This window comes from Stenotrophomonas veracruzanensis, from assembly GCF_032911525.1.
GTDB lineage: Bacteria > Pseudomonadota > Gammaproteobacteria > Xanthomonadales > Xanthomonadaceae > Stenotrophomonas > Stenotrophomonas africana.
On record NZ_JAWJTI010000032.1, the window covers coordinates 1 to 12,402 of the forward strand.

Here is a 12,402-nt window from a genome sequence, read left to right on the forward strand (position 1 = left end):
CCCCCCCCCCCCCCCCCCACTTCCATCAATCCCGAGGTTGCCGGCCAGCGGCCAGCACTACCCTCCGCGTCCAGTACTTGCGCTAAGCTCGGCCTGTCATCGACCTGCAATACGCGGCGCGCGCCGGGGAAGGCGCGTGCCGTCCGGGGATGGCACACAGGGGAGCGTGCCCGCCAGGGCGCGCCGGCATTGCGCATCGAGGGAGGGGGAGGCAATGGCATTGCTGCACGCCAAGACGGCTGCTGGCCGTCAGGAAATCGAAGACCGCGGCCGGCGCCTGCCGGCGGCACTGCGTTCGATCCTGCTGATGGTCGACGGCCATCGCGATGACACCGAACTGCGCGGCCTGTTCGAAGGGCTGCGCGCACCACCCGATGCACTGGAGCAGCTGGCCGCACAGGGCCTGATCGAAGTGATCGGTGGAAGCGCAGAGGTGACACCGCTGCGTGGCATCAGCACCGGGCGCGAACAGGATCCGGCGCTGTACCAGCAGTTGTACGACGCGATGAGCGAGGCGGTGCGCCGCCACCTGGGCCTGAAGGGCTATTTCATGCAGTTGAAGATCGAACGCTGTACCGATGCGCTGGCGCTGGAGCGCTTGTGCCCGGAACTGCTGGCGGCGGTGGGCAAAGCGCGCAGCCCGGCATTGGCGCAGCGCTGGTGGCAGGAAACCCAGTCGGCCGTGCTGAACGCAGGCGATGAGGTCGTGCAGGCCTGAGCCACCGCGTAAAGTGATCGGTTCACTTTCCCACAAGGAGTCCCGCGTGCAGGACGACCACGACGACACCGATACCCCCGGCTGGGACGCGATCAATGCGGCGCTGGCGCCGCTGTATGCCGGGCAGGAACCGCGTCACTTCGGCACCGCGCTGCCGTACACGCTCGGTGGCCAGGATCCGCTCGATGGCATCAGCGTGTACTGGGCAGACGCGCCGGTACCGCATTGGCACTACATCACCTACGGCTTCTCCGAGCTGTACGCCAAGGAGAGCAGCGATGCCGATGTCAGCGGCTATGGTTTCGAGCTGACCTTCCGCCTCGCTGCTGAAGCCGGTGAGCACGCCGGCAGCACGCCGCCAGTGTGGCCGATGAACCTGCTGCAGAACCTGGCGCGCTACGTGTTCAGCAGTGGCAATGTGTTCGAGGATGGCCACCACCTCAATGCCAACGGCCCGATCGCGCTGGAGACCGACACGCGGCTGTGCCACCTGGCTTTCGTTGCCGACCCGCAGTTGCCGGCACGCGACACCACCAATGGCCACCTGCAGTTCCTGCAGCTGGTCGGGCTGACCGATGAAGAGATGGAAGCGGTCAAGCGCTGGTCGACGCGCGGCGTGCTGCAGGCGCTGCAACCGGCGATGCCGCTGTGGATCAGCGACCTGCATCGCGGCAATCTGCTGGAGGATCCGGCACTGGCCGCACAGGTGCAGGCCGGCAGCGAGCGTGAGGGCTCCAGTACCGGCATGTTGTTCATCGAGACACTGGATTGGCGGCAGGAGGCAGGCGTCACCACCCTGGTGCTCGGCGCCGGCCAGGTGGCCAGCGTGTGCGAGCTGCTGCCATTGCGCCTGCGCCACGGCAAATCGCTGGAACTGGTCAGCCGCGAGCGGCAGTGGGAGTTCGTTCCGGCCGGGCGCGGTGAAGTGGGCGACGTCTCCGCCGACAGCGCGCGCTGGGCACTGGACGAGGCGGGACTGCAGGCCCTGGCGGGCGTGCGTGCCGAGCGCGGCATCTACCCGGCGGCGGTGGCGCTGCACATCGAAGTGGTGCCGACCTACCTGCGAGATGCCAAGGGCGAAGTGATCCGCCAGATCGGTTGATCACGCTGTTGGAACCGAGGGGGCCAGATCCGTTCGCCACGCGAGCGGCTCTGGCCCCAGGGCAGGATCAGGCCAGACCTTCGGCCTTCAGCGCGGCCTGCACGCCGGCATCGGCATCCATGCGCGCCTTGTAGGCGGCCAGGTTGTCCAGGCCGGACAGGTCGACCTTGGTGCCGGCGGCCCAGCGCAGGGTGATGTAGAAGTACGGATCGGCGAAGCTGCGGAAGCCGGCCAGCCACGGCTTGTCGGCCAGCTGCCTGTCGGCGGTCTCGAACAGGCCACGCAGGCGCTTGTGCGCGGCGGCGCGGATCGCGTCGAATTGGCTCTCATCGGCGATGAACTTGCCCGGCGCGAACAGCGGCGAGAAGGCCGGGTGCACGTCGGAATTGACGAAGGCCAGCCAGCGGGTGGCTTCGGCACGCTGGCGCGGGCTGCCGTCACCGCCGAGGCCGGCCTGCGGGTAGGTGTCGGCGATATAGCCCATGATCGCGGCGTTCTGCAGCAGCACGAAGTCGCCATCGACCAGTGCGGGGACGGCGCCGGCCGGATTGATCTTGAGGAATTCCGGGCCCTTCAGGGTGTCCTTGTTCAGCAGTTCAACCTCGAACGGCTGGCCGGTCCACTGCAGGGCGATGTGGTCGGCGGTGGAACAGGCACCGGGCTTGCTGTACAGCTTCATGGGAACTCCAGGTGATGCGGGCGGGAAGCGCCCACTATCCCAGAGCCTGGCGGCGGGCGGCAACGCTGCCGCCAGCACGGATCGTTACGACTGGCGCGGCTTGAGGTTCTGCACCTTATAGAAGGTGTGATCGCCGATGGTGGCCACCTGGTAGGCGTTGCGCCAGTTCGGGCTGGCAATGGACAGCGCGGCGAAGTGGCTGGCACCGGGCACGATCTCGCGGCGCTCGCCGGCCGGCAGCGCCCAGTTGCGCTCGGCGTCGAAGGCCACGTTCATCGCCTCGCTCCAGGCCGCATCATTGCCCAGCTGGGTGCCGGGGGAGACGATGGTCGGCGCGAACTGCTTGCGTGCGGTGACCACCTGGCACATCGAGTCGCCCCACAGGCCACTGTCGAGGCGACGCAGGGCGACCTCGGCGACAGCTTGCTGGCCGCGCAGGGTCTGGTCGCGGGCTTCCAGGTAAACGGTGGTGCTCAAACACAACGAATCAGCGGCCGGCTGCGGCAACAACTGCGACAGCCAGAGAATCCAGGCCAGTTTCATATAACTCCTTGCTCCGTGTGGGCCGCACCCTCCAGTTCCAGCCGCGGGGGCGACAGGAGGCGGGGTACGACTTGGCGTCATGGGGAGGCGGCCATCGGGGCCGCCCCGTGGGCAGCCCCAAAAGAAACGATCAATACCGATCGAGGGGGCTGCGCCGGCTCACCGGAAACTGGCTGGTGAGCGGAAAGATGGCGCAAGGTAGGGGGGCATAGCCGAACGCATCGTGAACCGTCCGGCTTGACATTCAGGTTCGGCAGGGGTGACGGAAATCACATTCCGCCCCCCATTCAGGCGCTCATCAGAGCGCGGCGGCGACCCGGCTGCCCTGGTCGATGGCCCGCTTGGCGTCCAGCTCGGCCGCTACATCGGCACCGCCGATCAGCTGCGCGTTGATGCCGGCGGCCTGCAGTTCGGCCTGCAATGCACGGTTCGGTTCCTGCCCGGCGCAGATCACCACATGGTCGACCGGCAGCAGCTGTTCGCTGCCTTCCACGCGGATGCGCAGGCCTTCGTCGTCCACGCCCAGGTACTCGACGCCACCGAGCATGCGCACGCCCTTGGCCTTCAGCGTGGCGCGGTGGATCCAGCCGGTGGTCTTGCCCAGTCGTGCGCCGGGCTTGCCCGGGCTGCGCTGCAGCAGCCACAGTCGCCGCGGGGATGCCTCGACCTCGGGCCGGGCCAACGCACCACGGGCCTCGAAGCTGCTGTCCACGCCCCATTCGGCCATCCAGCGCTGCGGGTCCAGCGAGGGCGACTCGCCGGCATGGCTGAGGAACTCGCCGACGTCGAAGCCGATGCCGCCGGCGCCGATGATCGCCGCATTGGCGCCCACCGTGACCCGGCCCAGCAGCACGTCCAGGTAGCCGACCACCTTGGCGTGGTCCGCGCCGGGGAAGTCGACCTTGCGCGGGGTGATGCCGGTGGCCAGCACCACCTCGTCGAAGCCGGCCAGGGTGGCGGTATCGGCACGGGTGCCCAAGCGCAGCTCTACACCGGTTTCGGCCAGCTTGTGGCGGAAGTAGCGCAGGGTCTCGTGGAACTCTTCCTTGCCGGGGATGCGCTTGGCCACGTTGAACTGGCCGCCGATCTCGTCGCCGGCGTCGAACAGGGTGACCTGATGGCCGCGCTCGGCGGCGACGGTGGCACAGGCCAGGCCGGCCGGGCCGGCGCCGACCACGGCGACCTTCTTGGGCGCCGGGGTGGGGCGATAGACCAGCTCGGTCTCGTGTGCGGCGCGCGGATTGACCAGGCAGCTGGCCAGCTTGTTCTCGAATACGTGGTCCAGGCAGGCCTGGTTGCAGGCGATGCAGGTATTGATCGCCTCGGCGCGGCCGGCGCGTGCCTTGTTCGGCCACTGTGGGTCGGCCAGCAGCGGGCGCGCCAACGACACCATGTCGGCGCCGCCATCGGTCAGGATGCGCTCGGCGACCTCTGGCATGTTGATGCGGTTGGTTGCCACCAGCGGTACCTTCACATGCGGCTTGAGCTTGGCGGTGACACCGGCAAAGGCGGCGCGCGGCACCGACGTGGCAATCGTCGGGATACGCGCTTCGTGCCAGCCGATACCGGAGTTGATGATCGTCGCGCCGGCGGCCTCGATGGCCTTCGCCTGCTGCACGATCTCTTCCCAGTTGCTGCCGTCCTCCACCAGGTCCACCAGTGACAGCCGGTAGATGATGATGAAGTCCGGGCCACAGGCCTCGCGGATGCGGCGCACGATCTCCACCGCGAAGCGCATGCGCTGACTGACATCACCGCCCCAACGGTCGATGCGCTTGTTGGTGCGCGGGGCGATGAACTCGTTGATGAGGTAGCCCTCCGAGCCCATCACTTCGACGCCGTCGTAGCCAGCCTCGCGGGCCAGCTTCGCGCTGCGTGCGTAGTCGGCGATATGGCGTTCGACGCCACCGGCCGAGAGCGCGCGCGGGGTGAACGGGTTGATCGGTGCCTTCAGCTTCGACGGAGCCACCGACAACGGGTGGTAGGCGTAGCGGCCGGCATGCAGCAGCTGCAGGCAGATCTTCGCGCCGTGCTGGTGCGCGGCGGCGGTGAGCTGGCGGTGCGGGCGGACTTCCCAGGGCCAGGACAGCTTGCCGCCGAACGGCTTCAACCAGCCCACCACGTTCGGTGCGAAGCCACCGGTGACGATCAGGCCGACGCCGCCCTCGGCGCGCTCGGCGAAGTAGGCGGCCAGGCGCGAGAAGTCGCGGGCGCGATCTTCCAGGCCGGTGTGCATCGAGCCCATCAGCACCCGGTTGCGCAGCTGGGTGAAGCCCAGGTCCAGCGGGGAGAACAGGTGCGGATAGGCGGTTTCGTTGGCTGGCGACATGGTCGATACGCTTGCGTACGGAAGCGCGAAGCGTGCCGCGAAACGGCGGCCGGGGCAAGGGCCGCTGGATCGCGCCTGCGGCGCTGCCCCTGAACTCCGGGGGCGGAAGTGCCGGCCGCTGGCCGGGTACGCTCGGCACATGCGTGCTGTCGCTCCCGCGTTTCGCTGCGCGAATCGCGGGCCCCACTTACCGGCCTCCACCCCCCGCGCCTGCGGCGCTGCCCCCGAACCCCGGGGCGGTAGTGCCGGCCGCTGGCCGGAATCCAGGTCAGCTCAGGGTGATTGCGGTTGCCGGCCAGCGGCCGGCACTACCGGAGCGGGCCGACCGATCCCGAACCAGCCCAGCGTGATCCCGCACAGCGGGCCGATCAGCAGGGCGAAGGCGAGGGTGCCGAGGCCGACGTTGCCACCCAGCCACCAGCCGAGCAGCAGCACGCTGCCTTCGATCAAGCTGCGTACCTTCCAGATCGGCCAGCCGGTGCGGGCGTGCAAACCGGTCATCAGGCCATCGCGCGGGCCGGGGCCCAGCTTGGCGCCGATGTACAGGCCGGTGGCCAGCGCGACCAGCAGCATGCCGGTGCAGAACATCGCCACCTGCCAGCCGAGGCCGACGGCTGGCGGCAGCAGCCACAGGCCGAACTGCGCGGATGGGCCGATCAGCATCACGTTGAGCACGGTGCCGACGCCCGGCCTCTGGCGCAACGGCCACCACAGCAGCAGCACCAGCGCGCCGATGACGTTGGTGGCCAGGCCGAAGGACAGCGGGGTCTGTGCGGCGATGCCCTGCGACAGCACATCCCATGGCGCCACGCCGATGGCTGCACGGATCATCAGCGATGCGCCGAAGCCATAGAGGAACAGGCCGGTGATCAGCTGCAGCAGGCGCAGGGGCAGGGCGGTGGGCATGGCACGCTCGGGGGAGGGGAGTCTGTTCCCACCGTAATCCCGATTCAGCCACTTCCATAGATACAGATGCCGACCAATCCGTCGCTACAGTAGCGTCGAGCTTGCTCGACTGATTCTTCGGGAGCAGTCGAGCAAGCTCGACTCTACGATCAGACCGCACGGCCGGGCATGGGGTCGGCTCTACGTCGGCGTTCCAGCCTGGCTCAATCGTCCCAGCCCGCCAGTGCCAGCTTGCCAAGCGTGCGCCCGCTGGCCAGGCGCTGATGCGCGATGTCCAGGTTGGCCGCATTGATCGTGCCCAGTACCTCGCTGAGAGTGCCCCGCAGCTGGCCGGCGTCGATCATGCTGGCCGCGCGGCTGAGGATGCGGTGCTGTTCGATGCGGTCGGCGGTGGCGAAGCGCGCGCGCGCGAACATGAATTCCCAGTGGATACCGATGCACTTGGCCTTGTACGGATCTCCGATGCGCAGCGCACCGCGCGGTTCGACGATCAGGCCGACATGGCCCTGCGGCGCCAGCAGCTGGCCCAGTTCATCCCAGTAGTGGTCGGTGTCGGCCAGATTGAGCGCGACATGTACCGCATCGATGCCCAGCGCCTGCAACTGCGCCAGCAGCGGTCGGCTGTGGTCGACCACATGCTGCGCACCCATCTGCCGGCACCAGTCGGCCGAGGACGCGCGGGAGGCGGTGGCGATCACCTCGAAGCCCGCATGGCGGGCCAGCTGGATCGCCATCGATCCGACGCCGCCCGCACCGCCGATCACCAGCAGGTGCTGGCCGGCATGACGACGGTCATCCAACTGCAACGGCATGCGCTGGAACAGCAGTTCCCAGGCGGTGAGCGTGGTCAGCGGCAGGGCGGCCGCTTCAGCGAAATCCAGCGTGGTCGGCTTGCGTGCGACCAGGCGTTCATCCACCCATTGGTACTGCGCATTGCAGCCCGGGCGGGTGACATCGCCGGCGTAATAGACCTCGTCGCCGGAGGCGAACAGGCTGGCCTCTTCGCCGATTGCTTCGACCACGCCGGACGCGTCCCAACCAAGCACGCGGGGCGCCTCGAGCGTGGCCGGATCAGTGGCCGCGCGCTGCTTGCCATCGACGGGGTTGACCGAGACTGCTTCGACGCGGATCAGCAGGTCACGACCGCGTGGAGGCAGGGGTGGGGGCAGCTGGACATCGCGCAGTGCGGGGGCGGATTCACGACTCAGGGCGACGGCTTTCATCTCGGCTCCGGCTGGGTTCGTGGCCTCATCATAAGGTTCCTCACGTTTCTGCAAGCGCGCTGAACTGTCTGAAGCACGCCGTTGCGGAATATGTCGCTTTTCCCGCCTAAACACCGTTAAACCCTTGCAGCGCGAAGGTCTTGCGGATTTTCATCATCCTGTATAGGGTTTCAACGTCGGACCGGTGGAGGGTCGGGCACAACACTTCACATGTTACGGGACTGTTAACATGACCTTCACCCGCCTGAGCATAATGTTCGCGGCGGTGGCGTGCTGAATCGGCTGTCGAACATCGACGCAGTAGTGCTGGCCCATGCCTCTACCGGTTTCATACCCCCGAAATAGGAGCTGTACTCAATGAACAAGAAGATCCTTACTGCCGCGCTGCTGGGTGGTCTGGCTTTCGCCCAGGCTGCCTCCGCGCAGGAGTTCGATGACCGCTGGTACCTGACCGGTTCGGCCGGCTTCAACTTCCAGGACAGCGACCGTCTGACCAATGACGCTCCGTTCGTGACCCTGGGCCTGGGTAAGTTCATCAGCCCGAACTGGTCGCTGGACGGTGAGCTGAACTATCAGAACCCGAACTTCGATTCGAACAAGGACCTGAACTGGTCGCAGTACGGCGTCTCGCTGGACCTGCGTCGCCACTTCATCAAGGAAGGCCGCGGCTGGAACCCGTACATCCTGGGTGGCCTGGGCTACCAGAAGTCGGAAGAGTCCTACCCGTTCGATGCCACCGGCCCGCGCAAGCGTAAGGACGGCAACGCTGCCGCCAAGGTCGGCGTCGGTCTGCAGACCACCTTCGAGAAGCGCGTTGCCGTGCGTGCCGAAGTCGCCTACCGCGCTGACTTCGACGACCAGAGCATTGCTGCACGTGACGAAAGCTGGTTCGGCGACGTGCTGGCTTCGGTCGGCGTCGTGATCCCGCTGGGCCCGGCTCCGGTCGCGGCTGCTCCGGCTCCGGCTCCGGTTGCCCCGAGCTGCGCCGACCTGGATGACGACGGTGACGGCGTCAACAACTGCGACGACAAGTGCCCGAACTCGCAGCCGGGTCAGACCATCGGTCCGGACGGTTGCCCGGTGCCGGTCTCCATCGACCTGAAGGGCGTCAACTTCGACTTCGACAAGTCGAACCTGCGTCCGGACGCCGTGGCGATCCTGAGCGAAGCCACCGAGATCCTGAAGCGTTACCCGGATCTGCGCGTTGAAGTTGCCGGTCACACCGACTCGAAGGGTACCGACGCTTACAACCAGAAGCTGTCGGAGCGTCGTGCTACCGCCGTGTACAACTACCTGACCAAGAACGGCGTTGACGCCGGTCGCCTGGTCGGCCCGATCGGCTACGGCGAGAGCCGTCCGATTGCTCCGAACACCAACCCGGATGGTTCGGACAACCCGGAAGGTCGCGCCAAGAACCGTCGTACCGAGCTGAACGTCCAGAACTAAGTTCTGACGCTCTGCCAGTAAGACACAGCAGGACCCGGCTTCGGCCGGGTCTTGTTGTTTCTGCCGCCGGGAATCTCGAATTTCATGCGTGAGGACAACCGTTCGTCGGGATTTTGTCCGCAAAACCAATGAGTTGCCGTATTCATTGAAAGTGGCGCTTGAAAGCTGACGCGGCATTGCTAAACTCGCCGCGTCACTTCCTTCCGTGGATGTCCCTCATGCTGCGCTCTGCATCGGCCGCCGTTCTGGCGCTGGCCCTGGTTCCCGCCGCCCACGCTGCGGTCGATTGCTCGGTCAACACCAGCGCTTCGCCGCTGCCGTTGCCGGCCACGACCATCGCGCCGGTGGCCGACGAGCTGTACATCCGTGGCAATCAGCTGGGCATGCCGGCCGGCGTGCTGAGCGGCAATTACGATCCGTCGCAGTCGCTGGACCAGGTGCTGCAGCGCCTGCGCATCGATGGCTGCCAGAACATCGCCAAGGCCATCCCGAGCGCGCCGGCAGTGAAGCCGAACGACCCGGCGGCCTACAAGCCGCAGACCGAATTCGACAACACGCCCTGGCGCTTCGACATGAGCCAGAACGGCAAGCGCATGACCGCCGAAGAGTTCGACGCCTGGATGAAGGCGCGTGGCGTGCGTGTGGTCAAGGCGCGTCCGGCTCCGGCCGCCACTCCGGCCCCGGCCGAAGCACCGGCTGAGACCAAGCCGGTCGACAAGAAGTAAGCGCCGCGGGGAGCAGAGGCTTGCGCACGCGCCGCCCACCTGCCGCCCCCGCCGCCCGCTCCCACGCATCGCGTGGGCGTGCGACTCCGAATGTCTCTAGTGGCGTGCGCCATGGCCTGGCGCGCGTGCTGTCCAAGGCCGGCGTGTGCTCGCGCAGCGAGGCCGCGCGCTGGATCGCCGAAGGGCGCGTGCGTGTCTCCGGCCGCATCGTGCGTGATCCCGAGTTCCCGATTGGCCAGCCGGCGCCGCCGATCGAGGTCGATGGCCGGCCTATGGGCGCGCCGCAGCGCCTGTACCTGATGCTCAACAAGCCGCGCGGCGTGGTGACCACGGCGCAGGACGAGCGTGGCCGCGACACCGTCTACCGCTGCTTTGATGGTGCCGGTCTGCCATGGATCGCGCCGGTCGGGCGCCTTGACAAGGCCAGCGAAGGGCTGTTGCTGTTCAGCAACGATCCGCAGTGGGCTGCGCGCCTGACCGACCCGCAGACCGGCCCGGACAAGACCTACCACGTGCAGGTGGATGGCCTGCCCGATGACGCCACTCTGGCGGCACTGCAGGCCGGCGTGGAGGACGAGGGCGAGTTCCTCGTTGCCCAGGCCGTGCGCGTGCTGCGCAGTGGCGACAAGACCGCATGGCTGGAGGTGGTCCTCGACGAGGGCCGCAACCGCCATATCCGCCGCCTGTTGGCGGCCTTCGACCTGCAGGTGCTGCGCCTGGTCCGGGTCGCGATCGGTGGGCTGGCGCTCGGCGATCTCGGCAAGGGCCAGTGGCGGATGCTGGAGGTCAGTGACCAGCAGCGGCTGGGGGCCGCTGCACCGGGCTGATCATCGCCCGCGGCCGGCGGTTGCCGGCCACCGTTCCAGGCGTAGGGGGCGCCTGGTTGCTGAATTTCCCGAACGGAGCCTGCCATGTACCACCCGACCCTCAACCAAACCCTGCGCTGCGCAGGCCTGCTGCTGCCGATGGTGCTGCTGACCGCCTGTGGTGGCCACAAGAAGGTGGCCAAGGCGGAAACGCCGGCCGAGACTCCGGTGGTGGAAGTGAAGACCCCGGAGCTGGATGGCCGCGGCAGCTACCGCTTCCTGATGAGCAACGGCGACAAGAAGATGACCGCCGACGAGTTCGATGCCTGGATGAAGGCCAATGGCATCCGCGTTGCCAAGGGCAACGGCCAGGACGCTGCCGCCAAGCCGGTGGTGGTGGCCAGCAAGGACGAGCCGAAGGACAAGAAGAAAAAGAAGTGATGCCGGCAGGTGCCGACCTCGGTCGGCACGCCATCAGGCCCGGTAGGTGCCGACCTTGGTCGGCACGCCTTCAAGCTCCGGTAGGTGCCGACCTTGGTCGGCACGCTTTGTCCGTTGGGATCAGCCCTTGATCACGCCCAGCTCGACACCGATGCGGGTGAACGCATCGATCGCGCGGTCCAGATGCTCGCGGCTGTGCGCAGCGCTGATCTGGGTGCGGATGCGGGCCTGGCCCTTGGGCACCACCGGGAAGAAGAAGCCGATCGCGTAGATGCCTTCTTCGAGCAGGCGCTCGGCGAACTTCTGCGCCAGCGGTGCGTCGTACAGCATCACCGGGCTGATCGGGTGCACACCCGGCTTCACGTCGAAACCGGCTGCGACCATCTTTTCGCGGAAGTAGCGGGTGTTTTCCACCAGGGTGTCGCGCAGGTCGTCAGCGGCGGCCAGCATCTCGAACGCTTTGATGCCGGCGGCCACCACATGCGGCGGCAGCGAGTTGGAGAACAGGTACGGCCGCGAACGCTGGCGCAGCAGCTCGATCACCTCGGCGCTGGCGCAGGTGAAGCCGCCCAGTGCACCGCCCATGGCTTTGCCCAGGGTGCCGGTGATGATGTCGATCTTCTCCAGCACACCCTTCACTTCGGCCGAACCACGACCGGTGGCACCCAGGAAGCCGGTCGCGTGGCATTCGTCGATGTGCACCAGCGCGTTGTACTTCTTCGCCAGTGCGGTGATTTCGTCCAGCGGGGCGATGAAGCCGTCCATCGAGAACACGCCGTCGGTGGTGATCAGCTTGGTCTTGCAGCCGGCGGCATCGGCGGCCTGCAGCTGGGCTTCCAGGTCGGCCATGTCGCAGTTGGCGTAGCGGAAACGCTTGGCCTTGCACAGGCGCACACCGTCGATGATCGAAGCATGGTTCAGTGCATCGGAAATGATCGCGTCGTTCTCGCCGAGCAGCGGTTCGAACAGGCCGCCGTTGGCGTCGAAGCAGGCGGCGTACAGGATGGTGTCCTGCTTGCCGAAGAAGTCGGCGATCTGCTTCTCCAGCTGCTTGTGCAGGTCCTGGGTGCCGCAGATGAAGCGCACCGAGGCCATGCCGAAGCCGTGGGTATCCAGCGCATCCTTGGCGGCCTGGATCAGGTCCGGATGGTCGGCCAGGCCCAGGTAGTTGTTGGCACAGAAATTCAGCACCGTGCGGCCGTCCTCGAGGGTGATCTCGGCCGACTGCGGGCTGGTGATGATCCGCTCGGACTTGAACAGGCCCTGGGCGCGGATGGCGTCCAGTTCCTCGGCGTAGTGGCGGGTCAGGGCGGAGGAGGCGTCGGTCATGGCGTGGGCACGGCTCTGAACGGGGAAACCGCTGATTCTACCGGGCATCACCGCTTGCCGACCGGCCCTGATCGGGGCATCGCCACGGCCGGCACATGTTGCATCGCAATAGCAAACTGGTTAAGAATTCGTGAACCGGAGCTGTCCCGCTCCGG

General features: G+C 67.1%; 12 protein-coding genes. 6 read left to right on the forward strand and 6 right to left on the reverse strand.

The window, feature by feature from the left end; genetic code table 11:
- The first annotated feature begins 214 nt into the window (after positions 1 to 214).
- Complete coding sequence (locus R1H25_RS16140) at positions 215 to 718, forward strand: hypothetical protein (RefSeq protein ID WP_107379162.1); 504 nt, start codon at positions 215 to 217, stop codon at positions 716 to 718.
- Between the two features lie 46 nt (positions 719 to 764).
- Complete coding sequence (locus R1H25_RS16145) at positions 765 to 1,820, forward strand: suppressor of fused domain protein (protein WP_317224099.1); 1,056 nt, start codon at positions 765 to 767, stop codon at positions 1,818 to 1,820.
- Between the two features lie 67 nt (positions 1,821 to 1,887).
- On the opposite strand, the gene R1H25_RS16150 is transcribed toward R1H25_RS16145, so the two are convergent.
- From R1H25_RS16150 to R1H25_RS16170, 5 genes are all read right to left on the reverse strand, one after another.
- Positions 1,888 to 2,499: a glutathione S-transferase N-terminal domain-containing protein gene (locus R1H25_RS16150; RefSeq protein ID WP_049448767.1), complete on the reverse strand. Its 612-nt coding sequence runs from the start codon at positions 2,497 to 2,499 to the stop codon at positions 1,888 to 1,890.
- A gap of 84 nt (positions 2,500 to 2,583) precedes the next feature.
- Positions 2,584 to 3,042, reverse strand: coding sequence for a cell wall hydrolase (locus tag R1H25_RS16155; protein WP_004154513.1), 459 nt, complete (start codon positions 3,040 to 3,042; stop codon positions 2,584 to 2,586).
- A gap of 298 nt (positions 3,043 to 3,340) precedes the next feature.
- Positions 3,341 to 5,371, reverse strand: coding sequence for an NADPH-dependent 2,4-dienoyl-CoA reductase (locus tag R1H25_RS16160; protein ID WP_317224100.1), 2,031 nt, complete (start codon positions 5,369 to 5,371; stop codon positions 3,341 to 3,343).
- A 273-nt stretch (positions 5,372 to 5,644) separates the two neighbouring features.
- Positions 5,645 to 6,277 carry a YitT family protein gene (locus tag R1H25_RS16165; RefSeq protein WP_049448772.1) on the reverse strand — a complete coding sequence of 211 codons (633 nt, stop codon included), beginning with the start codon at positions 6,275 to 6,277 and terminating at the stop codon, positions 5,645 to 5,647.
- Between the two features lie 203 nt (positions 6,278 to 6,480).
- Positions 6,481 to 7,500: a zinc-binding alcohol dehydrogenase family protein gene (locus R1H25_RS16170; protein WP_317224101.1), complete on the reverse strand. Its 1,020-nt coding sequence runs from the start codon at positions 7,498 to 7,500 to the stop codon at positions 6,481 to 6,483.
- A gap of 357 nt (positions 7,501 to 7,857) precedes the next feature.
- Between R1H25_RS16170 and R1H25_RS16175 the strand changes: the two genes are divergently transcribed.
- From R1H25_RS16175 to R1H25_RS16190, 4 genes are all read left to right on the forward strand, one after another.
- Entirely contained in the window at positions 7,858 to 8,946 is a 1,089-nt protein-coding gene (locus tag R1H25_RS16175; protein WP_049448777.1) for an OmpA family protein, read from the forward strand.
- Between the two features lie 218 nt (positions 8,947 to 9,164).
- Complete coding sequence (locus tag R1H25_RS16180) at positions 9,165 to 9,671, forward strand: hypothetical protein (protein WP_012510168.1); 507 nt, start codon at positions 9,165 to 9,167, stop codon at positions 9,669 to 9,671.
- Between the two features lie 20 nt (positions 9,672 to 9,691).
- Entirely contained in the window at positions 9,692 to 10,498 is an 807-nt protein-coding gene (locus R1H25_RS16185; protein ID WP_373695571.1) for a pseudouridine synthase, read from the forward strand.
- A gap of 84 nt (positions 10,499 to 10,582) precedes the next feature.
- Positions 10,583 to 10,918 (forward strand): hypothetical protein, encoded by a 336-nt coding sequence (locus R1H25_RS16190; protein WP_317224103.1) that lies wholly within the window; start codon positions 10,583 to 10,585, stop codon positions 10,916 to 10,918.
- 120 nt (positions 10,919 to 11,038) lie between these two features.
- Here R1H25_RS16190 and kbl read toward each other — a convergent pair whose 3' ends face one another.
- Positions 11,039 to 12,247, reverse strand: coding sequence for a glycine C-acetyltransferase (kbl, locus tag R1H25_RS16195; protein WP_032129062.1), 1,209 nt, complete (start codon positions 12,245 to 12,247; stop codon positions 11,039 to 11,041).
- Positions 12,248 to 12,402: the final 155 nt, after the last annotated feature.

Bases quoted from the DNA above. Each gene is read 5' to 3' on its own strand.
- R1H25_RS16140 (WP_107379162.1), top strand. From the start codon at position 215: ATGGCATTGCTGCACGCCAAGACGGCTGCTGGCCGTCAGGAAATCGAA.
- R1H25_RS16150 (WP_049448767.1), bottom strand. From the start codon at position 2,499: ATGAAGCTGTACAGCAAGCCCGGTGCCTGTTCCACCGCCGACCACATC.
- R1H25_RS16155 (WP_004154513.1), bottom strand. From the start codon at position 3,042: ATGAAACTGGCCTGGATTCTCTGGCTGTCGCAGTTGTTGCCGCAGCCG.
- R1H25_RS16160 (WP_317224100.1), bottom strand. From the start codon at position 5,371: ATGTCGCCAGCCAACGAAACCGCCTATCCGCACCTGTTCTCCCCGCTG.
- R1H25_RS16165 (WP_049448772.1), bottom strand. From the start codon at position 6,277: ATGCCCACCGCCCTGCCCCTGCGCCTGCTGCAGCTGATCACCGGCCTG.
- R1H25_RS16170 (WP_317224101.1), bottom strand. From the start codon at position 7,500: ATGAAAGCCGTCGCCCTGAGTCGTGAATCCGCCCCCGCACTGCGCGAT.
- R1H25_RS16175 (WP_049448777.1), top strand. From the start codon at position 7,858: ATGAACAAGAAGATCCTTACTGCCGCGCTGCTGGGTGGTCTGGCTTTC.
- R1H25_RS16180 (WP_012510168.1), top strand. From the start codon at position 9,165: ATGCTGCGCTCTGCATCGGCCGCCGTTCTGGCGCTGGCCCTGGTTCCC.
- R1H25_RS16190 (WP_317224103.1), top strand. From the start codon at position 10,583: ATGTACCACCCGACCCTCAACCAAACCCTGCGCTGCGCAGGCCTGCTG.
- kbl (WP_032129062.1), bottom strand. From the start codon at position 12,247: ATGACCGACGCCTCCTCCGCCCTGACCCGCCACTACGCCGAGGAACTG.